Genomic DNA, 21,130 nt, shown 5'->3' on the forward strand with positions numbered 1-21,130 from the left:
CAGGCTAGCGCTCAGTCGGGCGGCAGCAGCAGCCCGACCAGCTCGACGTGCTGGGTCATCGGGAACAGGTCGAAGCCGCGCAGCGTGGCCAGCCGCCAGCCGAGCCCGGCGAAGGTGCGCACGTCCCGGGCGAAGGCCGCCGGGTCGCACGCCACGTACGCCACCGCCCGCGGACCGGCGGCGGCCAGCTCGCGCACCACCCGGCCGCCGGCGCCGGAGCGGGGCGGGTCGAGCACCACCACGTCGACCGGGCCGGTGATCCGGCGGCGGGCCAGCGCGCTCTCCACCCGGGCCGCCACCACCTCCACCTGGCGCAGGTCGCGCAGGTTCTCCCGGGCCGCGGCCACGCCCTGCGCGGCCGACTCGACCAGGGTGACCCGCCCACCCGGGCCGACCCGGTCGGCCAGCGCCGCGGCGAACAGCCCGGCCCCGCCGTAGAGGTCCCAGGCCGACTCGCCCGGGCGCGGCTCCAGGGCCGCCAGCACCGCGCCGACCAGGGTGTCCGCCGCGGCCGGGTGCACCTGCCAGAAGGCGGACGCGGGCAGCGTCCACTCCCGGCCGGCGGCCACCTCGCGCACCTCGGCCGGCCCGTCGACCGGCGTGGCGACCCCCTCGGCGACGGTGGAGACGGTGACGTCCCCGCCGGTGGAGGCGACGGTGTCGACCGCGTCCCCCTCCGGCCAGCGCGCCCCGCTCGGGGTGAGCACCGGCAGCGCCTGGATCGCCGGGTGGGCGATCAGGCAGCGGTCGATCGGCACCACTTCGTGGGAGCGGTGCTTGAGCAGGCCGGCCCGGCCGGCCGCGTCCACCGCGTAGCGCACCCGGGAGCGCCAGCCCAGCGGGCCGCCGGGCAGCGCCTCGACCCGTACGCCCAGCCCGTCCAGCTCGTCCGGGGTCAGCCCACCGAGGCGGGTGAGCTGCTCGCGCACCACCGCGGCCTTCCACTCCAACTGCGCGGCGGGGGTGACGTGCTGCAGGTCACAGCCGCCGCAGCGGCCCGGCTTCGCGTACGGGCAGGGCGGCTCGACCCGCTCCGGCGCGGCGGCCAGCACGGTCACCGCATCGGCCCGGACGAAGCCCTTGTGCACCTCGGTGACCTCGGCGACCACCCGCTCACCGGGCAGCGCGTGCCGGACGAAGACCACCTGGCCGTCCACCCGGGCCACGCAGTGCCCGCCGGGGGCGACCGCCCCTACGGTCAGCTCGACCCGCTCGGCCTCCTCCAGGCCCCGCCCCGGCTCAGTCACGGTTGGCCCCGGCGGTCCGGCCGCCCTCCCCGGGCTCGTCGACGCCGAGCGGCGGCACGGCCGGCGGCAGGGTGCTGCGCGGCACCACCCGCGGGCCCCGGGCCGGGCCGCGGGTGAGCGTGGCGTCGAACCGGTCCAGGTTCTTGCTGGCGGTCGACTCGAGCTGCCACGGCACGCTGGTCACCATCACCCCCGGCTCGAAGAGCAGCCGGCCCTTGAGCCGCAGCGCGCTCTGGTTGTGCAGCAGGTTCTCCCACCAGCGGCCGACCACGTACTCCGGGATGAAGACGGTGACCACGTCCCGCGGGGACTCCCGGCGGACGCCGGCCACGTAGTTGAGGATCGGCCGGGTGATCTCCCGGTACGGCGAGTCGATCACGGTCAGCGGCACCGGCAGCTCCCGCCGCTCCCACTCCCCCTGCAGGTCCCGGGTGTCCTTGTCGTCGACGTTGACGGTCACCGCGGTCAGTGTGTCCGGCCGGGTGGCCCGGGCGTACGCGATGGCCCGCAGCGTCGGCTGGTGCAACTTGCTGACCAGCACCACGGCGTGGTTGCGGGCGGGCAGCACGGCGCGCCCGCCGTCCGGCGGGGTCAGCTCGGCGGCGACCCGGTCGTAGTGCCGGCGGATGGCCAGCATCAGCACGTAGATCACCGCCATCGCGGCGATCGCGATCCACGCCCCGAGCAGGAACTTGGTGACCAGCACGACGACCAGCACCGCGCCGGTCATCGCCATCCCGAAGGTGTTGATCGCCCGGGAGCGGAGCATCCGCCGCCGCGCCTGCGGGTCGCGCTCGGTCTTCAGGTGCCGGTTCCAGTGCCGGATCATGCCGGCCTGGGAGAGGGTGAACGAGACGAACACCCCGACGATGTAGAGCTGGATGAGCTTGGTCACCTCGGCCTGGAAGCCGACGATCAGCACGATCGCGAAGACGGCCAGGAAGACGATCCCGTTGGAGAACGCCAGCCGGTCGCCCCGGGTGTGCAGCTGGCGGGGCAGGTACCGGTCCTGGGCGAGGATCGAGCCGAGCACCGGGAAGCCGTTGAAGGCGGTGTTCGCGGCCAGGAAGAGGATCAGCGCGGTGGCCCCGGCCACCACGTAGAGCAGCACCGAGCCGGAGCCGAAGACCGTCTCGCCGAGCTGGGTGGTGACCGTCTTCTGCACGTACCCATCGGGGCCGCCGACGATCTGCAGGGCCGGGTCCTCGACGAACTGCAGCCCGGTGAGCCGGGACAGCCAGATGATGCCGATCAGCATCGCCACCGCGATGGTGCCGAGCAGCAGCAGGGTGGTGGCCGCGTTGCGGCTCTTCGGCGCCTTGAACGCGGGCACCCCGTTGGAGATCGCCTCCACGCCGGTGAGCGCGGCGCAGCCCGAGGAGAAGGTCCGCAGCAGCAGGAAGACCAGGGCGAAGCCGGTGACGCTGTGCTCGGCCTGGATCACCAGGTCGGCGCTGGGGGCGCGCAGGTCGTGGCCGAGCACGAAGACCCGGATCAGGCCGGTGAGCAGCATGGCGCCGATCACGATGACGAACCCGTAGGTGGGGATGGCGAAGGCCGTCCCGGACTCGCGCAGGCCGCGCAGGTTCATCGCGGTCAGCAGCACCACCGCGAGGACCGCGATGAGCACCTTGTGGGTGGCCACGAACGGCACCACGGAGCCGAGGTTGGCCACCCCGGAGGAGACCGACACCGCGACCGTCAGCACGTAGTCGACCAGCAGCGCGCTGGCCACGCCGACGCCGGCGCGCGGCCCGAGGTTGACGGTGGCCACCTCGTAGTCGCCGCCGCCGGAGGGGTAGGCGTGCACGTTCTGCCGGTAGCTGGCCACCACGGTGAGCATCACCCCGACCACGGCGAGGGCGATCCACGGCGAGAAGAGGTACGCCGACGCGCCCGCGATGGAGAGGGTCAGCAGGATCTCGTCCGGCGCGTACGCCACGCTGGAGAGGGCGTCGGAGGCGAAGACGGGCAGCGCGATGCGCTTCGGCAGGAGGGTGTGCTGGAGCCGGTCGGACCGGAACGGTCGACCGACGAGCAGCCGCTTCAGCAGCGAGGTGGGACTGGCCACAACCGCCAAGCGTACGACCCGCCGTCCGCGGGCGCGGGGGTGGTCGATCACGTCGGGCCGCCCCGGCGGAGTACCGTCGGTCCCCGCCCCTGCCGGGAACGTGGCAGGCTCGCAGACACACGCCCGATCCGGCGGGGCGGGTGGCACCTTGGGAGGGCAGCGTGCACGTCGTGATCATGGGGTGTGGCCGGGTCGGCTCGACCCTCGCCCACAGCCTGGAGTCCCGGGGGCACTCGGTGGCGGTCATCGACCAGGACGCCGACGCCTTCCGCCGGCTCGGCCCGGACTTCGCCGGGATCACGGTCACCGGCGCCGGCTTCGACGGCGAGGTGCTGCGCCAGGCCGGCATCGAGCGCGCGGACGCCTTCGCCGCGGTCTCCAGCGGCGACAACTCCAACATCATCTCGGCCCGGCTGGCCCGGGAGACGTTCGGGGTGTCCCGGGTCGCCGCGCGGATCTACGACCAGCGCCGCGCGCAGGTCTACGAGCGCCTGGGCATCCCCACCGTGGCCACCGTCCGGTGGACCGCCGACCGGATGCTGCGGCACCTGGTGCCGGAGGGCAACGTGGAGATCTTCCGCGACCCGACCAGCACCGTGTCGATCGTCGAGGTGCCGACGCACAAGGACTGGATCGGCCGGCCGGTGCGCGCCCTGGAGGAGGCGACCGGCGCCCGGGTGGCCTACCTGAGCCGCTTCGGCATCGGCACGCTGCCCACCACGTCCAGCGTCGTGCAGGAGGGTGACCAAATCTTCATGCTGGTCACCGACGACATCGTGGCGACGGTCACGTCGGTGGCGGCGGCGCCGCCGGAAGGAGTGCACTGAGCATGCGGATCGCCATCGCCGGCGCCGGCAACGTGGGCCGTTCCATCGCCCAGGAGCTGATCGACAACGGCCACCAGGTGATGCTCATCGAGCGCCAGCCCAAGATGCTGCGGCCCGACCGGGTGCCGGCCGCGGAGTGGGTGCTGGCCGACGCGTGCGAGCTGACCAGCCTGGAGGAGGCCAACGTGGCCGGCTGCGACGTGGTCGTCGCGGCCACCGGCGACGACAAGGTCAACCTGGTGGTGTCGCTGCTGGCCAAGACCGAGTTCGCGGTGCCCCGGGTGGTCGCCCGGGTGAACCGGGCCGAGAACGAGTGGCTCTTCACCGAGCAGTGGGGCGTCGACGTCGCGGTGAGCAAGCCCCGGGTGATGGCCGCCCTGGTCGAGGAGGCGGTCACGGTCGGCGACCTGGTCCGGCTGATGACCTTCCGGCAGGGCGAGGCGAACCTGGTCGAGATCACCCTGCCGACGACCGCCCCGTACGTCGGGCAGCCGCTGCACGCGGTGCCGCTGCCCCGCGACTCCGCGCTGGTGGCGATCCTGCGCGGCAAGCGGGTGCTGGTGCCCAGCCCGGACGACCCGCTGGAGGCCGGCGACGAGCTGATCTTCGTCTGCACCGCCGAGGTGGAGGACGCGGTGCGGGCCGTGGTGCTCGGGCCGGACAGCGTCGAGCGGACCCGCGAGGCGCGCTGACCCGCCCGGGTGGCTCGGCCGGCCCCGGCGGGTGGCTCAGCCGCCGGCCAGCGGGGCCGAGCGGGTCTCCCGGGTCACCCGGCGGACGGTCCAGACGGTGATCAGCAGCAGCAGCGCGTACGGCGGGTAGCCCAGCGCCAGCCGGGCCACACCCAGCGCGGTGTCCTGCTGGGCGAGGTAGAGCCCGGCCTGCACGCCCACCTTGGCCAGCCAGACCACGCCCCAGAGCACGGTCAGCCCGGTGAAGGTCTTCACCAGCCGGGGGTCGTCGCGCCACTCCGAGCGGCCCTTGGCCACCAGCACCGACCAGATCCAGCCCACCAGGGGCTGCCGGATCGCCGCCGAGAGCAGCAACGCCAGCCCGTAGCCGATGCCGTAGAGGATGCCGGGGAGGTAGAAGTCCCGCTCGTCGCCGGTGCGCCAGGCGATCGCCGCGCCGACGGCGATGCCGAACAGCCCGTTGACCGCGTGCCGGACGGGCCGGCGCTGGACCAGCCGCAGCACCGCGATCGCCAGCGCCACCGCCACCGAGGCGATCACCGCGGGGCGCAGCTCGCCGAGGATGTTGGCGACCACGAACACGAACACCGGGATGCTCGACTCCACCAGCCCCCGCCAGCCGCCAAGCTGGTCGGCCATCTGTTCGGCGATGGTGGGCAGCCGCTCCTCCTCCGGCCCGGTGTCCGGCTCCGCCGCCCGGTGCTGTCCCGTCGTCACTTCGGCGACTCCAGCTCGTAGTACGGGTTGTAGATGACCTTCCGGTCGTCCCGGACGGCCACCCGCCCGCGCGCGGTGAGGTGCCGGCCGGGCTCGATCCCGGCGATGTGCCGCCGGCCCAGCCAGACCAGCGTCACCACGTCGCTGCCGTCGTAGAGGTCCGCCTCCAGCGTGGGCAGGTTGGTGCGCGGGGTGTAGACCACGGTGCGCAGCCGCCCGGAAACCGACACCACCTGGCCCCGGTGGCACTGCCGGGCGGGCACCCCGCCGTGCTCGGCGCTCTCCTTCTGCAGCTCCTGCGCCTCGATCTCGGCCTCGCTGGCCGTGAGCCGGCGCAGCATCCGCCGCAGCGGCCTCCGGTCCTCGTCGGTCGTCATGACCTCCGCGTCACCCTTCCACGCCGGCCGGCCCGCGCCGGCACTGCCCGAGCCCGGCGGCGCCGGGACCGTTCCGCCAGCGTACGCCGAGCGGGCCGGTCCCGGCGGGCCGGCGAAACGGCGGTCAGACCTCGCGGGGCTCCGGGGCGGGCCGGCCGGCCGCCGCGTCGGCGTCGGCTCCCCCGGCGCCGGCCGGACCGGCCTGGTCGGCGACGTCGCGGGGCAGCCGCAGCGGCAGCGGCTCGCGCACCGGCTTCGCCTCCGGGCCCCGGTCGACCACCAGCCCGTCGAGGCACTGCGCCAGCGGCCCGGCCGCGGCCGGGTCGACGGCCGCCGGGCCCTGGTAGACGCCGCGGACCATCCAGCGCGGCCCGTCGATGCCGACGAACCGCAGGTCGGTCAGGCCGTCCGGGGTGCGGACCCGGGCGCGCAGCTCGGTGCCGTACTCCCCCTCGACCTCCTGGGCGGCGGCACCGTCGTTGAACAGCGACTGGCGGATCTCCTCACGCACCTCGTCCCAGATGCCCTCGGAGCGGGGTGCGGCGAAGACGCCGAGCTGGAGCGCGTTCTCGCCGTGCACCAGCACCACCTGCTGGATCACGCCCTGCGGGTCGGCCTGCACCCGCACCTCCACCTCGGGCACCGCCGGGATGTGCAGGCTGCCCAGGTCGAGCCGCTGCACGCCGGCGGGCGCCTCGCCGATGTCGTACGGGCCACGGGCCGGGGCCGCCGAGGTCTGCTCGCCGTCGTGACTGTCGAGGACCTCGGTGGTCCGCTCGTCGCGGCCACGCCGCCCGGCGTCGGCCCGCTTACGGGAGAAGATCACTGCGCCAACCCTCCGCTGTTCGCACTCACCCTGCCACCTCTTCCGTCCGCCCGTCCGCCCCGCCGGCGCGCGGCGCGGGCGGCACCAGCCCGGCGTGCCCGCCGGTGGAGCCGTGCCCGCCGGCACCGCGTGGGGACGCGGGCAGCTCGGCCACCGCCTGAAAGACCGCCCGTTCCACCCGCTGGATGACGAGTTGGGCGATCCGGTCGCCACGGGAGATCTTCGCCGGCAGGTCCCGATCATGGTTGATCAGGTTGACCAGGATCTCACCCCGGTAGCCGGCGTCGACCGTACCGGGCGCGTTGAGCACGGTCACGCCGAGCCTGGCCGCCAGCCCCGACCGGGGGTGGACCAGGCCCACGTACCCCTCGGGCAGGGCGATCGCCAGACCGGTCGGGACCAGGGCCCGACCGCCGGGCGGCAGCTCGACGTCCGCGGCGGCCACCAGGTCGGCCCCGGCGTCACCGGGATGGGCGTACGCCGGCAGCGGCAGCTCCGGGTCGAGCTGCCGTACGGGCACGGGTACGACGTCGGTCACGGTTCCCCTCTTCCGTCCGGTTCACGGGGTGACCCTGCCATCCTGCCGGGTACCCGGGCGGTTGTGCGCCGTACCCTCGGACTGTGAGCCTGTCGCCATCCTCGCCGTCGCCGACGCCGCCGGTCTCGCCCGCCGCGGCGCCCACCGCCGGGCACTCCGAGCGGCTCGGCCTGCCCTGGTGGCTCTGGCTGGCCGGGGTGGCCGCGGCCGTCCTGCTCGCCGCCGAGCTCTGGATGGGTTACTCCGGGGTCCGCGCGTGGCTGCCGTTCGCGGTGCTGCCGCCGGCAACCGTGCTCGGCCTGGCCTGGCTCGGCCGGGTCCGGGTCGCGGTACTCGACGGCGAGCTGCGGGTGGACGACGCCCGGCTGCCGGTGCGGTTCGTGGCCGACGCGATCCCGCTGGACGCCGCCGGACGGCGTGAGGTGCTCGGGGTCGGCGCGGATCCGCTGGCGTTCGTGGTGCAGCGGCCGTGGATCAGCGGCGCGGTGCAGGTGGTGCTGGACGACCCGGCCGACCCGACCCCGTTCTGGGTGGTGAGCAGTCGCCGCCCGGTCGAGCTGGCCGAGGCGATCCTGGCCGCCCGCGACGCCGGCTGACGGCCGCCGCTCAGCCGGCGGCGGACGCGCCGGGCAGCGCCGGCGGGGCGCCCGGCAGCATGCGGCGCTTGCGGTGCAGGTCGGCACGGACCTGGTCGGCCAGCCCACGGGTGGCCCGCCGGTTGAGGTAGCTGGCGACCGCCGCCCCGGTGAGGAACGGCCCGAGCGTGGTCAGGTTGCGCCCGAAGCGCCGCAGCAGGGTCTCCCGCAGTTCCCGGCGGGCCGCGGTGCCGAGCACCGCCCCCACCCCGGCGCCGGGGATCATCGGGTTGATCCCGCGCTGGCTGGCCCAGGAATGCACCAGCGCGACGGCGCGCGGGGTGCCGCCGACGGGCAGCGGTACGCCGTAGACCTCGTGCAGCTCGCCGACCAGTTTCAGTTCGATCGCCACCACGGCGACCGTCTCGGCGGCCAGCAGCACCGGCGCGGAGAGCAGGGTCGGGGTGACCGCCCACTCCACGGCGGCGACGCCGCCGCCGGCCGCACCCACCCCGGCCGTCGCCCGGGCGGCGTTGCGGACCAGCCGGTCGGCGAGCGCGTCGTCGTCCAGGCCGGGAAAGTGCCGGCGCAGGGTGGCCAGGTCGCGCACCGGCACGTGCGGCGCGATCTCGGCGACCGTGTCGACCATCCAGCGGACGGCCGCGCGGGGCTTGAACAGGTCGCCGAGCCCACGCGCCCGGGCCTGCCCGACGAGCCGGGTGAGCAGTTGCCGGCGCCGGGCCGGCCCGATCTCGTCGGCGGTCAGCGCGGCGACGGTCGCCCCAAGCTCGTCGTCCGCCCCCCGCTCGCCCGCGCCCGCCTCGCCCACACCCGCCTCGTCCGCGCCGCGCTCGCTCATCGAACCAACCTCCCGGATGGATCGGCCGCCGCCGTGCCGGCTACCCGTTCCGAGTCAAGCAGTTCCCCCGGCCCGCCGCACGGCGACTCGGACAGCGGCGGCCCCCGCCTGGGAGCCGCCGCTGGTGGACCCGGTGCGGATCAGACGCACTCGCGGCAGATCAGCTCGCCGTTCCGCTCGACCGCCAGCTGGCTGCGGTGGTGCACCAGGAAGCAGCGAGCGCAGCGGAACTCGTCCTGCTGCATCGGCAGCACCTTGACCGTGAGCTCCTCGTCGGCCAGGTCGGCGCCGGGCAGCTCGAAGCTCTCGGCCACCTCGGCCTCGTCGACGTCCACGGCGCCCGACTGTGAGTCGACGCGCCGGGCCTTGAGCTCTTCCAGGCTGTCCTCGCCGAGGTCGACCTCGTCGCGACGCGGGGCGTCGTAGTCGGTGGCCATCGGTTTCACTCTCCCATATCGATGTTGTCGCTTCCGGTTGTAACGCCGGACGACGCTGTTTCGGTTCCGCTGGCCGGCCACCACTTTTGTCGGTCACCCGACCCGGCTGACCGTACGGGCCGTCGCCGCCAGAGAACTCCCCCAGCGAGCGCGGAACCATACCCCCCCTTTGGGCGAGGCATGTATACCGCCCTCGTGGCTGAGATGTACGCCCCCGCACGCGAACTTGTTCCCAATGTGACTCAGGCGACACGAAGATAGGGGTAGTAGTACCCGGTTCCGGGATGGCGCGCCGGCATGTCCGGCTGTTTCCACGCGACGGCCGGACAACCGTTAACCTCAGCGGCGTACTCGACGGCCGGCGGGGCGGTCCGACCGCCGGCGTCCGCCGCCACCCATCACTGTCCGGGAGCGCCCTGATGAGCTTTGCGCGAGTGCGAGCACTCGTTGTCGTCGGCCTGCTGGGGGTGCTCGCCCTGGTCTTCGTGGTCGTCGCGCTGGTGCGCGACACCCAGGGCAGCGCCGGCCTCGCCGAGGGCTGCCCGGAGGGCTGGCCGTTGGCCGACGTGACCCTGCGCGAGCCCAAGGACGTCAAGATCAATGTGCTGAACGCGACGACGGACCGGGACGGCCTGGCCAGACAGATCGCCGACGACTTCCGCAACCGGAAGTTCCAGGTGAAGAGGACCGCCGACGAGAAGAAGAAGTCCGACGACATCGCGGTGCTCCGGTACGGCCCGAAGGGCGTCGGCTCGGCACACCTGCTGCGGGCGTACTTCCTGGACAACGCGGAGCTGGTGTACGACCCGAAGCGCACCGACGACGTGGTCGACGTGGTGCTGGGCAACTCCTTCCAGCAGTTGGCCACCACCACCGAGGTCAACCAGTCCCTCGGTGACCTGGGCTCCCCGAACGCGCCGCCCGAGTCCTGCCCGGCCCCGGTCGAGAAGTGACGTCACCGCCGGCGGCGCTCACCCCCGCCCGGCCGCCGAGCAGTCTGACGGACGCCGTTCCGAGCGCCGTGATCCGCGACCGCCGCCCGGCCGCTCCGGGCGACACCGGCCGGTCGCGACTTCCCTGACGCCGTCCCGGCCCGCCGGCCAGCCACGCTGACGCGCCGGCCAGGCCGCCGGAGGCGTCCAGGTCGGCCGGCCGAGCATGCACCGGTCAGGGGCCGCCGGAGGCGTCCAGGTCGGCCAGCCGGGCGTGCAGCGGCTCGAACAGCGCCGGTGGCGCCGCGATGACCATGTCCGGGCCCGGCGGCAGCCCGCCCAGCCCGCCGACCCGCAGCCCGGCCTCGCCGGCCACCAGGCCGCCGGCGGCCAGGTCCCAGGCGGCCAGCCCCTTCTCGTAGTACGCGTCCACCCGGCCCTCGGCGGCCAGGCAGAGGTCGAGCGCGGCGGCGCCCAGCCGGCGGATGTCCCGGACGTGCGGGATCAGCTCGGCGACCACCCGGGCCTGGTGCGCCCGGCGACCCGGGTCGTAGCCGAAGCCGGTCGCCACCAGCGACTGACCGAGCTCGGTCTCGGTGGAGCAGCGCAGCCGCTCGCCGTCGCGCCAGGCCCCGCCGCCGAGGGTGGCGGTCCACTCCTCGCCGGTGCTGACGTTGCGCACCACCCCGGCGACCACCTGGCCGTCCACCTCGGCGGCGAGCGAGACCGCGCAGTGCGGCAGGCCGTAGAGGTAGTTGACCGTGCCGTCGATCGGGTCGAGGATCCAGCGCACCCCGCCCGGCCCGGCCGGGCCGTCCGCGCCGTACTCCTCGCCGAGCACCGCGTCCGCCGGACGCAACCGGTGCAGCGCGTCCATCACCTGCCGCTCCACCGCCCGGTCCGCGGCCGTCACCACGTCGGTGGCGGTGCTCTTGGTGGCCGCCACCGACACGCCCTCGGCCCGCATCCGGTACGCCGTCGCGGCCGCGTCCCGGGCCACCTCGACCGCGATCTCCAGCAGTTCCCGCGGCGCCGGCGCCGTCCGGTCCATCGTCCGTCCCCTTCCCGCACGACCGGGGTGTTCCGGATCCCGCGCGGGTATCATCCTTACAAAGTCCACATCTGCGTCGAATCGGCGGTCCCCACGGGGGCACGCCGTGCGGCGGAGGATGATCGCCGCAGACGGCGTTACAATTCACCCCTGCCCACGCGCCACGGACCGCCAGCGACCGGCCGGCCCGGGACACGGGGGTTCCTCAACCACATCGTTCGGCACGGTGCCCCGCTCTGCGTCGGACGACCCGGCCGTGCTCGCTCTTCGCCTCCGGAAGGTCATTCGTGACAGAACCCCGCCAGACCGGCGCCGACGTTCGCTCGCTCACCGACACCCTGATCGCCCACGCGCAGAGCGCCGGCGGCCAGCTCACGTCGGCCCAGCTCGCGCGCACCGTCGAGTCCGCCGAGGTGACTCCGGCCCAGGCCAAGAAGATCCTGCGGGCGCTCTCCGAGGCGGGAGTGACCGTGGTGGTGGACGGCTCGGCCAGCACCCGTCGCCGGGTGGCCGCCGCCCGCTCGGCCACGCCGGCGTCCCGGGCCACCACCGCCAAGACCACCAAGAAGGCCGCCGCGCCGGCCCCGAAGCAGGCGCCCGCCGCGGAGGAGGCCCCCGCCCCCGCGCCGCGGAAGGCGACCGCGCGCAAGGCCGCCGGCACCACCGCCGAGGTGGCCGCCAAGGCCGCGGCGCCGGCCAAGAAGGCCACCCGGGCCACCAAGGCCACGGTGGCCGCCGCGACCGGCCCGGCGAAGGCCACCAAGGCCGCCGGCAAGGCCAAGGGCGACGCCGCCGAGGGCGAGATCGACCCGGAGGAACTCGCCGCCGAGATCGAGGACGTAGTGGTCGAGGAGCCGGCCGAGCTGACCCAGGCCGCCGAGACCGACGCGGCCAACTCCGCCAGCGACAACGACTTCGAGTGGGACGACGAGGAGTCCGAGGCCCTCAAGCAGGCCCGCCGGGACGCCGAGCTGACCGCCTCCGCCGACTCGGTCCGGGCGTACCTCAAGCAGATCGGCAAGGTTCCGCTGCTCAACGCCGAGCAGGAGGTGGAGCTCGCCAAGCGGATCGAGGCCGGGCTCTACGCCGCCGAGCGGCTGCGCGCGGCCGACGAGGGCGAGGAGAAGCTCACCCGCGACATGCAGCGGGACCTGCTCTGGATCTCCCGCGACGGTGAGCGCGCCAAGAACCACCTGCTCGAGGCCAACCTGCGACTGGTCGTCTCCCTGGCCAAGCGCTACACCGGTCGCGGCATGGCCTTCCTCGACCTGATCCAGGAGGGCAACCTCGGCCTGATCCGCGCGGTCGAGAAGTTCGACTACACCAAGGGCTACAAGTTCTCCACCTACGCCACCTGGTGGATCCGCCAGGCCATCACCCGCGCCATGGCCGACCAGGCCCGCACCATCCGCATCCCGGTGCACATGGTCGAGGTGATCAACAAGCTCGGCCGGATCCAGCGTGAGCTGCTCCAGGACCTGGGCCGCGAGCCCACCCCGGAGGAGCTGGCCAAGGAGATGGACATCACACCGGAGAAGGTGCTGGAGATCCAGCAGTACGCCCGGGAGCCCATCTCGCTCGACCAGACCATCGGCGACGAGGGCGACAGCCAGCTCGGCGACTTCATCGAGGACTCGGAGGCCGTGGTCGCGGTCGACGCCGTCTCGTTCTCGCTGCTGCAGGACCAGCTCCAGCAGGTGCTGCAGACGCTCTCCGAGCGTGAGGCGGGTGTGGTACGCCTGCGCTTCGGCCTCACCGACGGCCAGCCGCGCACCCTGGACGAGATCGGCCAGGTCTACGGCGTGACCCGGGAGCGGATCCGGCAGATCGAGTCGAAGACGATGTCCAAGCTGCGCCACCCGTCGCGGTCGCAGGTGCTGCGGGACTACCTCGACTGATCCGCGATCGTCAACTCGGTGTGTCGTTTTGGCCACTTGGCGTGCAACGTCGGATGGTGATCGTTCGGTTGCACGAATGTGATCGTTGACGTGGCACCCTTGGTGCACGGCACACTGTCCCTGCCATGTGTGACCTCCGTCCCCCGCGGGCACACAGGGAAGGCAAGGCCCCACAAGGGTGTTGCACGATAGGTGAGCAACGACCGAAGAGATTGTTCATCGGTGACGACCAGAGGAGGAAGGCGATGACCCCGACCCTCACGCCGCCGCCCGAGACGGTGAGCCCCCCGGCCGCCGATGAACGGTGCGACCGCTGCAATGCTGCCGGCAAGCTCCGGATCACTCTGGCGGGTGGGAGCGAGCTGGTGTTCTGTGGGCACCACGCGAACAAGTACGCGGAGGATCTCGTGAAGATCACCGTGCGGTACGCGACGGACCCGGAGTTCAGCTGGCGTGGCGCCGATCTGATGGCGAACTGAGTCCGCTACCCGACATAGCCGGCCGGAGGCACCCCAGGGTGCCTCCGGCCGGCTTTTCGCTGTCCGCACCCCGCCAGCACCGCACTCGCCCGGCGGGCACCACACTCGCCCCGCAGGCACCACACTCGCCCGCCCGGACCGCCTGATCGCACGCGCCCACCCGCGTGACCAACCGCCTCGCACCGCCCACTCGGCACGCCCGCCCATCAAGCCGGAAGATCGTCTGATGCTGGGCAGGCGTGATTCGGGCCGGCTGCCCTGCTCACCGACAGACGATCATGGGCAGCGAGGCTGAGCACGCACAGGGGTGAGCGTCCCGGCTCGGGAGGGGGCGGGACGGGCGGCCGGAGGCGACGCCCCGGCTCGGCCGGCGGCCGTCAGAGGGTCTGGACGGTGGCGATGCGTTCTTCCAGCTGCTCGATGGTGGCCTGGGCGCTGGGCGGGCCGCCGCAGAGCCGGCGCAGCTCGGCGTGGATCTTGCCGTGCGGCTGGCCGGTGCGGTGGTGGCGGGCGGCGACCAGGGCGTTCAGCTGCCGGCGCAGCGCCACCCGGCGCTGGGCGGCGCTCATCGGCGCCGCCGGCTGCGCAGCGTCGGCGGCCGGCTCGGCCGACCGCGCGGCGGCCTTGCGCCGCTGGGCGGCCAGCTGCTCGGCCTGCCGCTTGCTCAGCAGCAGGGCCACCTGGTCGGGGGAGAGCAGGCCAGGCAGGCCGAGGTACTCCTCCTCTTCCGGGGTGCCGGCCTGCGCGGCGGTGCCGAACGAGGCGCCATCGAAGATCACCTGGTCGAGCTCGGCGGTGGCGGACAGCGCCGCGAACCGCTTCTCCAGCTCGCCGCTGGCCTGCTCGTCGCGCTGGGCGCGTTCGAGCAGGTCGTCGTCGAATCCCTCGCGGTCCTTCGGCTTGCCGAGCACGTGGTCCCGCTCGGCCTCCATCTCGCTGGCCAACCCGAGCAGGTGCGGCACGCTGGGCAGGAAGACCGAGGCGGTCTCGCCGGGCCGGCGGGCCCGGACGAACCGGCCGATCGCCTGGGCGAAGTAGAGCGGCGTGCTGGCGCTGGTCGCGTAGACCCCGACCGCCAACCGGGGGATGTCCACCCCCTCGGACACCATCCGCACCGCCACGAGCCAGCGCTGCTCGGACGCCGCGAAGCTGGCGATCCGCGCGGAGGCGCCGACGTCGTCGGAGAGCACCACGGCCGCCCGCTCGCCGGTCACCTGCTCGACCAGCTTGGCGTACGCGCGGGCGGCCTGCTGGTCGCTGGCGATGACCAGACCGCCGGCGTCGCTCATGCCGGCCTCGCGAAGCACGGTGAGCCGCGCGTCGGCGGCCCGCAGCACCTGCGGCATCCAGTCACCGGCCGGGTCCAGGGCGGTCCGCCAGGCCTGGGCGATCAGGTCCTGGGTCATCGGCTCGCCCAGCCGGGCGGCCAGTTCCTCCCCGGCGTTGGTGCGCCACCGCGTCTCCCCCGAGTACGCCAGGAAGAGCACCGGCCGGACCACGCCGTCACGCAGCGCGTCGGAGTAGCCGTAGACCGAGTCGGCGCGTGACCGGAGCAGGCCGTCGTCGCCCCGTTCGTAGCTGACGAACGGGATCGGGTTGTCGTCGGAGCGGAACGGGGTGCCGGTGAGCATCAGCCGGCGGACGGCCGGCTCGAAGGCCGCCTTCACGCCGTCGCCCCAGGACCGGGAGTCGCCGGCGTGGTGGATCTCGTCGAGGATGACCAGGGTGCGCCGGGTCATGGTGCGCCGCCGGTGCACCTGCGGGGCCATGCCGACCTGGGCGTAGGTGACCACCGCGCCGTGGAAGTCGGCCGAGGAGTGCAGGTCGGCGTTGCGGAACGCGGCGTCGAGCTGGATGCCGACCCGGGCGGCCGAGGCGGCCCACTGGGTCTTCAGGTGCTCGGTCGGGGCGACCACGGTGACCGCCTCGACGGTGCCGTCGGCGAGCAGCTCGGCGGCGATCCGCAGGGCGAAGGTGGTCTTGCCGGCACCGGGCGTGGCGACCGCGGTGAAGTCCTCGCTCCGGCGGCGCAGGTACTCCACCAGCGCCTTGCGCTGCCAGGCGCGTAGTGCCGGAAACGTCTCGATCGCCGGCAACCGGGCAGCCACGCGAGCGCTCCTCTCCGACCGCACACAGGCGGACCCCGGCCGAGGGCCAACGGGGACCGCCGCCCATGAAAACGCCTCCGCGCAGAAGATGCCGCGAAGGCCGACTCAGCATAACCAGCGGCCCCCACCCGGCGCAGCGGACGCCACGCTGGTCGCCCGGGTCACACCGGGACCGCCGCCACCGGTGGCCGCTCAGCCACCGGTGACCCCGGTGTCCACCGCACCGGTCACCGGTGCCGGGAGTGCCCCGGAGCGGGCTCCTCCCGCCGCACGAGCAGGCTCGACGGGCACGGTCAGAGGCCGGGGCCGCGCGGCGGGCGCAGCGTGGCCACCGGGGCCGACCAGCGCCGACGCAGCGCCACCAGACGGATGCCGAAGACCAGCATCGCCGCGGCGGTCAGCCAGCCGGCGTCGGCCAGCCCCAGGGCGTACAGCATCGCCACCGCCACCGAGCCGACGAGCGCGGCCACCGCGTAGATCTCCCGCCGCAGCACCACCGGGATCTCTGCGGTGAGCAGGTCCCGGCCGAGGCCGCCGCCGATCGCGGTGAGCATGCCGATCACGCAGGCGCCGACCGCTGGCACCTGGGCGTCCAGGGCCTTCAGCGTGCCGGTGACGGTGAACAGGCCGAGGCCGGCCGCGTCCAGCACCAGCACGGTGGTGCGCAGCCGGGCGAGCTGGGGATGCAGCCAGAACACGGCGGCGGCGGTGATCGCTGCCGTGGCCGGGTAGCGCCAGTCGGCGAAGGCCAGCGGCGGTACCTCGTCGATGGCGAGGTCGCGGAAGATGCCGCCGCCGAGCGCCGCCACGAAGCCGACGAAGACCACGCCGAAGAGGTCGAGCCGCTTGGCCACCGCCGCGGAGGCGCCGGAGGCGGCGAAGACGGCCACCCCGGTCAGATCGGCGAGGAGCAGTGCGGTGGAGGTGGTCACCGCCGCAGGCTACGTGGGCGGCCGGACGGGCCGCCCGGGATCAGTCGGCCCAGGAGTCGTAGATCTCCTTGCACTTCGGGCAGACCGGCGAGCCGGGCTTGGCGGCCTTGGTCACCGGGAAGGTCTCCCCGCAGAGCGCCACGACGAAAGTGCCCATCACGGCACTTTCGGCAATCTTTTCCTTCCGGACGTAGTGGAACATCTCCGGACCGGTGTCGGCGTCCTTCAGCTCCGGACGCTCGAGAACCTCTGTGCTCACTTTTCCACCTCCAACCCGCAAGTCTGGCAGGTCACCGCGGCCCGGTCCACCTCAGCCCGGCCGGGGCGCAGCCCGTACCGTGGCTGTCGTGAACAACTTCCACATCCGTTACGGCACCGAGGTGGCCGACGCCCTGCGCGACGGACGTCCCGTCGTCGCCCTGGAGAGCACCATCGTCTCGCACGGGCTGCCCCGCCCGGACAACCTGCGGGTGGCCCGGCAGATCGAGCAGGCGGTCCGGGACGCCGGGGCGGTGCCCGCGACCATCGGCATGGTCAGCGGCCGGCTCGTGGTGGGCCTGGACGACGCAGAGCTGACCCGGCTGGCCACCGCCGACGGCGTGACCAAGCTTTCCGTACGCGATCTGGCGGTGGCCGCCGCCACCGGCGCGGACGGCGCCACCACCGTGGCCGCGACCAGCGCGGTGGCCGCGGCGGCCGGGATCGGGGTGTTCGCCACCGGCGGCCTCGGCGGGGTGCACCGGGAGGCGGCCCAGACCTTCGACGAGTCGGCCGACCTGGTCACCCTGGCCCGGACGCCGATCGCGGTGGTCTGCGCCGGGGTCAAGTCGATCCTCGACGTGGGCGCCACGCTGGAGCGGCTGGAGACCCTCGGGGTCGGCGTGGTCGGCTACCGGACCCGGCGGTTCCCCGGCTTCTTCGTCACCGACGGCGGCTTCGACCTGGACTGGTCGGTCGACAGCCCGGAGCGGGTGGCGGACGTGCTGGCCGCGCGTGAGCAGCACGGGGTCCACCGCGGCGGCCTGATCGTGGCCAACCCGCTGCCGACCGACGAGCAGCTCGACCCGGACCTGCACGACCGCACCCTCGCCGAGGGGTTGGCCCGGCTGGAGCGCGACGGGGTGACCGGCAAGGCGGTGACGCCCTACCTGCTGGCGCACTTCCACTCGGCCACCGAGGGGGCGAGCCTGGCGGTGAACGTCCGGATCATCCTGCGCAACGCCGACCTCGCCGCCCGGATCGCGGTCGCCGCGGCCGCCCGCCGCGCCGACGCATGACCGCAGGCCGCGTCCTCGTCGTCGGTGACCTGATCACCGACGTGGTGGCGGTGCTGGCCGGTCCGCCGGCCACCGGGTCCGACACGCCGGCGGCGATCCGGTTCAGCGGTGGCGGGCAGGCCGCCAACACCGCGGCCTGGCTCGCCGCCCGGGGCGTGCCGGTGACGCTGGTCGGCGCGGTCGGCGACGACAGCCAGGGGCGGGACCGGGTGGCCGAGCTGGCGCGCGCCGGGGTCGACTGCGCGGTCAGCCGGCATCCGGACCACCCCACCGGCACCGTGATCGTGCTGGCCGCCGACGGCGAACGCACGATGATTACCGAGCGGGGCGCGAACCTGCGGCTGACTCCGGAGCACGTCGAGGCGGCGCTGGCCGCCGCGCCGGACGCGGCGCACCTGCACCTGTCCGGCTATTCGCTGCTGGACGCGGCGTCCCGCCCGGCCGGGCTGGCCGCGTTGGCCGCCGCCCGCGGGCGTGGGCTCACCACCAGCGTCGACGCGGCCTCCGCCGCGCCACTGCGGCGGGTCGGCGCGGCGGCCTTCCTGACCTGGGTACGGGAGGTCGACCTGCTGCTGGTCAACGCGGACGAGGCGACCGTGCTGGCCGGCGGGCTGGACCCGGCCGCCCAGGGGCGGGCGTTGACGGCGTCGGCCCGGCGGGTGGTGGTGAAACGGGGCGCGGCCGGGGCGGTCTGGGTAGACCGGGGCGGGGCGGTGACGGTGTCGCCGGCCCGCCGGGTGGCGGTGGTGGACGTCACCGGTGCCGGCGACGCGTTCGCGGCCGGACTGCTCTCCGCCTGGCTGTCCGGGGCGGCACCGGCGGCGGCGCTGGCCCGGGCCGGTGACCTCGGCGCGTCGGCGGTGTCACAGGTCGGCGCCCGCCCGGGCTGAGCCGAGCCGGCCGGGTGGGGCCCGGTCGGCCGGTCAGGGCTCGGCGTCGATGACCTTGTGCGGCCGTTCCTCGGCGGTCAGGCTCATCGGCGGGGTCTCGTCCCGGTGCCGGGCCTGGAACCGGCTCATCAGCCGGTGCTCGTCCTTCGGCGGCCGGTCGTTGGCCAGCAGCACGGCCAGCCACGGAATGAGCACCATGCCCAGTGCGACCATCGGCAGCCAGAGCCAGAGCAACGGGGCCTGCACGCCGACCAGGATCGCACCGACGATCAGGCAGGCCACCCGGATGCCCATCATCAGCACGTACCGCTTCTGCCGGCTGGTGAGCTGGTCGTCCTGGCTGCGCGAGGCGTCGGTGATCAGGATCGGCTGGTACGCCTGACGCTTCACCACGGACCTCCTCGAGGGGGTTACGCCTCATCCTGTCACCCCGAGGCCGTGATCAGCGAAATTCCGGGTATCGAAGCTTCGTGTTACGTACGTGGTACGCTCGCCCCCGTGGGCAGCAGGTTCAGCTTCACCGACGAGGCGTTGGCCAACCTGAGGGTCTACGACGTCACGCCGGGGGAAGTCTGGGAGGCGCTGCACAGCAGCCGGCGGGTCATCCGCCACCTGGGCGACGACGTGATGGTCGTCTACGCCGCCGCCCGCCGGGGGCGCCGGCTGGCCGTGCTGCTCGCCGAGGCCGACGGCACCGACAACGACTGGGACATCCTCTCCGCCCGGGAGCTGAGCGACGTCGAGGCCAAGCGCTACGACGAGGCAGTGCGGAGGTCCCACCGACGAGGAGGCGGTGACGATGCACCGTAACGACGCGACCAAGCAGTTCCACAGCGGCGGTGACCGGCTCGCGGAGCTGATCGACGAGAGCCCGCCGGTGGAGCTGCCCACCCCCGACACCGACACCCCGATGGTGAGCCGCTCGGTCCGGTTGCCGCTGGAGACCTACGAGCGGGTGCGGGCCGCCGCGGACGCCCGGGGCATCGGCGTCACCACCCTGATGCGGCAGTGGATCGAGGCCGGGCTGGCCGACCTCGACGACTCGGCCACCGTCTCGCTCGCCGACGTCCGGCGCGCGCTGGCCGCGCTGGCCCACCCGACGGCCGCCTGACCCGGGCCCGCTCAGGGGGCCCGGTGGAAGTCGCCACCCGGCTCCCCGCCGTGCAGCAGCGGTGAGGCGGGCACCTCAGCGGCCCGACCTCGGCTGCGCCACGTGTCGGCGGTGGCCACCGCGGCCAGCACGGCGGCGACCGCCACCAGCGCCACCATCGGCGAGCCCCGGGTGAGGGCCGGCGCCAGCAGGAGCAGTGCCGCCAGGCCGCCCCACCGCGACCAGGACACCCGGCCGAAGATCTCGTACTCGAAGCGGGCCCGGGCGATCAGGAAGATCGCCGGGCCGCCGACCACGAAGGCCAGCCAGACCGGGTCGATCCGGTCGTACGGGTGCTGGATCACCAGCTCGTAGCCGACGCCGGTGGCCAGCACCCCGACCACGATGGCCAGGTGGGTGGCGCCGACCGAGGAGCCGAGCCGCCCGGCCGACCGGGCCATCCGCAACGCCTCGGCGAGCAGGTGACCCGCCCGGTGGAAGTAGATCCGCCAGAGCAGCGCCGTGGTGACGAACGCGGCGGCGAAGGCGCCGGCGCGGTCGGCGGTGAACGCCTCGCCGCTGTACGTCACGCCGATCACCAGGATGGTCTCCCCCAGGGAGATGAGGAAGATCTGCTGGTACCGGTCGGCCAGGTGCTCGCCGGCGATCAGCCAGCCGGACGCCCGTGCCGGGCCCAGTCGGGGCAGCGGCCAGCCGAGCAGAAGCCCGGTGCCGTCGACGGCCAGCGCGAGCACCCACAGCGGCAGGCGCAACTCCTCCGGCGCGAACGCCCCGGCCAGCCACGGCACGGCGCCGGCCGCGGCCCAGGCGGCGAGCCGCAGCGGGACCGAGCGGCGCGGATGGCGGTGCAGCGCGGCGGCGACGATCAGCGGCCGGCCGATCATCGCCGCCAGGTAGCCGAGCACGAACGGCAGGGCCCGGTCCTCGAACGCCCCGGGCAGCGCGACCGCCATCACCATGGCGGCGAACATCGACCCCACCACGACGAACTGGATCACGCCGCGCTCGGGCTCGTACCGGCTGGTGACCCAGGTGGTGATCGACCAGAGTAGCCAGAGGGCGAGGAAGAGCACGCCGGTACGCCCGATCTCGGCCACCAGCTCGACGACGGACGCCCCGGCGGTGTCGATCAGGCGCACCGAGACCCGGGTCAGCGCGAAGACGAAGACCAGGTCGAAGAAGAGTTCGAGGAAGGTGGCCCGGGTCGCGCTGACCTCGGGACGCAGCAGCCGCGCACCGCGTCGGTCCGTCATCGGTCGCCCGTCGCCATCCTGCCTACAACGACC

General features: G+C 74.0%; 24 protein-coding genes. 10 read left to right on the forward strand and 14 right to left on the reverse strand.

Annotation, left to right across the window (positions count from 1 at the left end):
* Window positions 1–11: 11 nt before the first annotated feature.
* Window positions 12–1,247: a class I SAM-dependent RNA methyltransferase gene (locus GA0070609_RS20765; RefSeq protein WP_088995319.1), complete on the reverse strand. Its 1,236-nt coding sequence runs from the start codon at window positions 1,245–1,247 to the stop codon at window positions 12–14.
* On the reverse strand, window positions 1,240–3,318 hold the full coding sequence (locus GA0070609_RS20770) for an APC family permease (RefSeq protein WP_088995320.1): 2,079 nt from the start codon (window positions 3,316–3,318) through the stop codon (window positions 1,240–1,242). The genes GA0070609_RS20765 and GA0070609_RS20770 overlap by 8 nt, the downstream gene beginning before the upstream one ends.
* Window positions 3,319–3,479: 161 nt before the next feature.
* Here GA0070609_RS20770 and GA0070609_RS20775 point away from each other — a divergent pair, with 161 nt between their 5' ends.
* Entirely contained in the window at window positions 3,480–4,145 is a 666-nt protein-coding gene (locus GA0070609_RS20775; protein WP_088995321.1) for a potassium channel family protein, read from the forward strand.
* A gap of 2 nt (window positions 4,146–4,147) precedes the next feature.
* Window positions 4,148–4,837, forward strand: a complete 690-nt coding sequence (locus GA0070609_RS20780) for a potassium channel family protein (RefSeq protein ID WP_088995322.1) — start codon at window positions 4,148–4,150, stop codon at window positions 4,835–4,837.
* A 36-nt stretch (window positions 4,838–4,873) separates the two neighbouring features.
* Here GA0070609_RS20780 and GA0070609_RS20785 read toward each other — a convergent pair whose 3' ends face one another.
* From GA0070609_RS20785 to dut, 4 genes are all read right to left on the reverse strand, one after another.
* On the reverse strand, window positions 4,874–5,554 hold the full coding sequence (locus tag GA0070609_RS20785) for a DUF3159 domain-containing protein (RefSeq protein ID WP_088995323.1): 681 nt from the start codon (window positions 5,552–5,554) through the stop codon (window positions 4,874–4,876).
* On the reverse strand, window positions 5,551–5,931 hold the full coding sequence (locus GA0070609_RS20790) for an OB-fold nucleic acid binding domain-containing protein (RefSeq protein ID WP_088995324.1): 381 nt from the start codon (window positions 5,929–5,931) through the stop codon (window positions 5,551–5,553). The genes GA0070609_RS20785 and GA0070609_RS20790 overlap by 4 nt, the downstream gene beginning before the upstream one ends.
* Window positions 5,932–6,055: 124 nt before the next feature.
* Complete coding sequence (locus GA0070609_RS20795; RefSeq protein WP_088995325.1) at window positions 6,056–6,757, reverse strand: DUF3710 domain-containing protein; 702 nt, start codon at window positions 6,755–6,757, stop codon at window positions 6,056–6,058.
* Window positions 6,758–6,782: 25 nt separating this feature from the next.
* Window positions 6,783–7,295: a dUTP diphosphatase gene (dut, locus tag GA0070609_RS20800; protein ID WP_088995326.1), complete on the reverse strand. Its 513-nt coding sequence runs from the start codon at window positions 7,293–7,295 to the stop codon at window positions 6,783–6,785.
* Window positions 7,296–7,384: 89 nt separating this feature from the next.
* Here dut and GA0070609_RS20805 point away from each other — a divergent pair, with 89 nt between their 5' ends.
* Window positions 7,385–7,891 carry a DUF3093 domain-containing protein gene (locus tag GA0070609_RS20805; protein ID WP_088997873.1) on the forward strand — a complete coding sequence of 169 codons (507 nt, stop codon included), beginning with the start codon at window positions 7,385–7,387 and terminating at the stop codon, window positions 7,889–7,891.
* A gap of 10 nt (window positions 7,892–7,901) precedes the next feature.
* On the opposite strand, the gene GA0070609_RS20810 is transcribed toward GA0070609_RS20805, so the two are convergent.
* Both GA0070609_RS20810 and GA0070609_RS20815 read right to left on the reverse strand, forming a co-directional pair.
* The gene (locus GA0070609_RS20810; protein WP_088995327.1) at window positions 7,902–8,729 is read right to left on the reverse strand and encodes a hypothetical protein; all 828 of its coding nucleotides are present in this window, start codon (window positions 8,727–8,729) and stop codon (window positions 7,902–7,904) included.
* A 140-nt stretch (window positions 8,730–8,869) separates the two neighbouring features.
* On the reverse strand, window positions 8,870–9,166 hold the full coding sequence (locus GA0070609_RS20815; protein ID WP_007075406.1) for a DUF4193 domain-containing protein: 297 nt from the start codon (window positions 9,164–9,166) through the stop codon (window positions 8,870–8,872).
* 434 nt (window positions 9,167–9,600) lie between these two features.
* Between GA0070609_RS20815 and GA0070609_RS20820 the strand changes: the two genes are divergently transcribed.
* Window positions 9,601–10,119, forward strand: coding sequence for a LytR C-terminal domain-containing protein (locus tag GA0070609_RS20820; RefSeq protein WP_172899539.1), 519 nt, complete (start codon window positions 9,601–9,603; stop codon window positions 10,117–10,119).
* A 214-nt stretch (window positions 10,120–10,333) separates the two neighbouring features.
* On the opposite strand, the gene GA0070609_RS20825 is transcribed toward GA0070609_RS20820, so the two are convergent.
* A complete protein-coding gene (locus tag GA0070609_RS20825; protein ID WP_088995329.1) occupies window positions 10,334–11,149 on the reverse strand; it encodes an inositol monophosphatase family protein in 816 nt (271 codons plus the stop codon).
* A 287-nt stretch (window positions 11,150–11,436) separates the two neighbouring features.
* Between GA0070609_RS20825 and GA0070609_RS20830 the strand changes: the two genes are divergently transcribed.
* Both GA0070609_RS20830 and GA0070609_RS20835 read left to right on the forward strand, forming a co-directional pair.
* The gene (locus GA0070609_RS20830; protein ID WP_088995330.1) at window positions 11,437–13,047 is read left to right on the forward strand and encodes an RNA polymerase sigma factor; all 1,611 of its coding nucleotides are present in this window, start codon (window positions 11,437–11,439) and stop codon (window positions 13,045–13,047) included.
* A gap of 245 nt (window positions 13,048–13,292) precedes the next feature.
* Window positions 13,293–13,526, forward strand: a complete 234-nt coding sequence (locus GA0070609_RS20835) for a DUF7455 domain-containing protein (RefSeq protein WP_073835435.1) — start codon at window positions 13,293–13,295, stop codon at window positions 13,524–13,526.
* A gap of 377 nt (window positions 13,527–13,903) precedes the next feature.
* Here GA0070609_RS20835 and GA0070609_RS20840 read toward each other — a convergent pair whose 3' ends face one another.
* The 3 genes from GA0070609_RS20840 to GA0070609_RS20850 form a co-directional block, all read right to left on the reverse strand.
* A complete protein-coding gene (locus tag GA0070609_RS20840; RefSeq protein ID WP_088995331.1) occupies window positions 13,904–15,634 on the reverse strand; it encodes a DEAD/DEAH box helicase in 1,731 nt (576 codons plus the stop codon).
* Between the two features lie 293 nt (window positions 15,635–15,927).
* On the reverse strand, window positions 15,928–16,566 hold the full coding sequence (locus GA0070609_RS20845) for a trimeric intracellular cation channel family protein (RefSeq protein ID WP_088995332.1): 639 nt from the start codon (window positions 16,564–16,566) through the stop codon (window positions 15,928–15,930).
* Between the two features lie 40 nt (window positions 16,567–16,606).
* A complete protein-coding gene (locus tag GA0070609_RS20850) occupies window positions 16,607–16,825 on the reverse strand; it encodes a DUF3039 domain-containing protein (RefSeq protein WP_088995333.1) in 219 nt (72 codons plus the stop codon).
* Between the two features lie 88 nt (window positions 16,826–16,913).
* Here GA0070609_RS20850 and GA0070609_RS20855 point away from each other — a divergent pair, with 88 nt between their 5' ends.
* Together GA0070609_RS20855 and GA0070609_RS20860 are read left to right on the forward strand one after the other, a co-directional pair.
* On the forward strand, window positions 16,914–17,843 hold the full coding sequence (locus GA0070609_RS20855) for a pseudouridine-5'-phosphate glycosidase (RefSeq protein WP_088995334.1): 930 nt from the start codon (window positions 16,914–16,916) through the stop codon (window positions 17,841–17,843).
* A complete protein-coding gene (locus tag GA0070609_RS20860; RefSeq protein WP_088995335.1) occupies window positions 17,840–18,733 on the forward strand; it encodes a carbohydrate kinase family protein in 894 nt (297 codons plus the stop codon). Before GA0070609_RS20855 ends, GA0070609_RS20860 begins: the two co-directional genes overlap by 4 nt.
* Window positions 18,734–18,766: 33 nt before the next feature.
* Here GA0070609_RS20860 and GA0070609_RS20865 read toward each other — a convergent pair whose 3' ends face one another.
* Window positions 18,767–19,123 (reverse strand): DUF3099 domain-containing protein, encoded by a 357-nt coding sequence (locus GA0070609_RS20865; protein WP_088997874.1) that lies wholly within the window; start codon window positions 19,121–19,123, stop codon window positions 18,767–18,769.
* Window positions 19,124–19,231: 108 nt separating this feature from the next.
* Between GA0070609_RS20865 and GA0070609_RS20870 the strand changes: the two genes are divergently transcribed.
* Together GA0070609_RS20870 and GA0070609_RS20875 are read left to right on the forward strand one after the other, a co-directional pair.
* On the forward strand, window positions 19,232–19,543 hold the full coding sequence (locus GA0070609_RS20870) for a hypothetical protein (protein WP_172899378.1): 312 nt from the start codon (window positions 19,232–19,234) through the stop codon (window positions 19,541–19,543).
* On the forward strand, window positions 19,533–19,844 hold the full coding sequence (locus tag GA0070609_RS20875) for a hypothetical protein (RefSeq protein WP_088995336.1): 312 nt from the start codon (window positions 19,533–19,535) through the stop codon (window positions 19,842–19,844). The genes GA0070609_RS20870 and GA0070609_RS20875 overlap by 11 nt, the downstream gene beginning before the upstream one ends.
* A gap of 11 nt (window positions 19,845–19,855) precedes the next feature.
* On the opposite strand, the gene GA0070609_RS20880 is transcribed toward GA0070609_RS20875, so the two are convergent.
* Window positions 19,856–21,097, reverse strand: a complete 1,242-nt coding sequence (locus GA0070609_RS20880; RefSeq protein WP_088995337.1) for a low temperature requirement protein A — start codon at window positions 21,095–21,097, stop codon at window positions 19,856–19,858.
* Window positions 21,098–21,130: the final 33 nt, after the last annotated feature.

Origin of the sequence: Micromonospora echinaurantiaca (genome assembly GCF_900090235.1) — a bacterium.
GTDB lineage: Bacteria > Actinomycetota > Actinomycetes > Mycobacteriales > Micromonosporaceae > Micromonospora > Micromonospora echinaurantiaca.

Bases quoted from the DNA above. Each gene is read 5' to 3' on its own strand.
- GA0070609_RS20780 (WP_088995322.1), top strand. From the start codon at position 4,148: ATGCGGATCGCCATCGCCGGCGCCGGCAACGTGGGCCGTTCCATCGCC.
- GA0070609_RS20790 (WP_088995324.1), bottom strand. From the start codon at position 5,931: ATGACGACCGACGAGGACCGGAGGCCGCTGCGGCGGATGCTGCGCCGG.
- GA0070609_RS20810 (WP_088995327.1), bottom strand. From the start codon at position 8,729: ATGAGCGAGCGCGGCGCGGACGAGGCGGGTGTGGGCGAGGCGGGCGCG.
- GA0070609_RS20815 (WP_007075406.1), bottom strand. From the start codon at position 9,166: ATGGCCACCGACTACGACGCCCCGCGTCGCGACGAGGTCGACCTCGGC.
- GA0070609_RS20825 (WP_088995329.1), bottom strand. From the start codon at position 11,149: ATGGACCGGACGGCGCCGGCGCCGCGGGAACTGCTGGAGATCGCGGTC.
- GA0070609_RS20835 (WP_073835435.1), top strand. From the start codon at position 13,293: ATGACCCCGACCCTCACGCCGCCGCCCGAGACGGTGAGCCCCCCGGCC.
- GA0070609_RS20860 (WP_088995335.1), top strand. From the start codon at position 17,840: ATGACCGCAGGCCGCGTCCTCGTCGTCGGTGACCTGATCACCGACGTG.
- GA0070609_RS20875 (WP_088995336.1), top strand. From the start codon at position 19,533: ATGCACCGTAACGACGCGACCAAGCAGTTCCACAGCGGCGGTGACCGG.
- GA0070609_RS20880 (WP_088995337.1), bottom strand. From the start codon at position 21,097: ATGACGGACCGACGCGGTGCGCGGCTGCTGCGTCCCGAGGTCAGCGCG.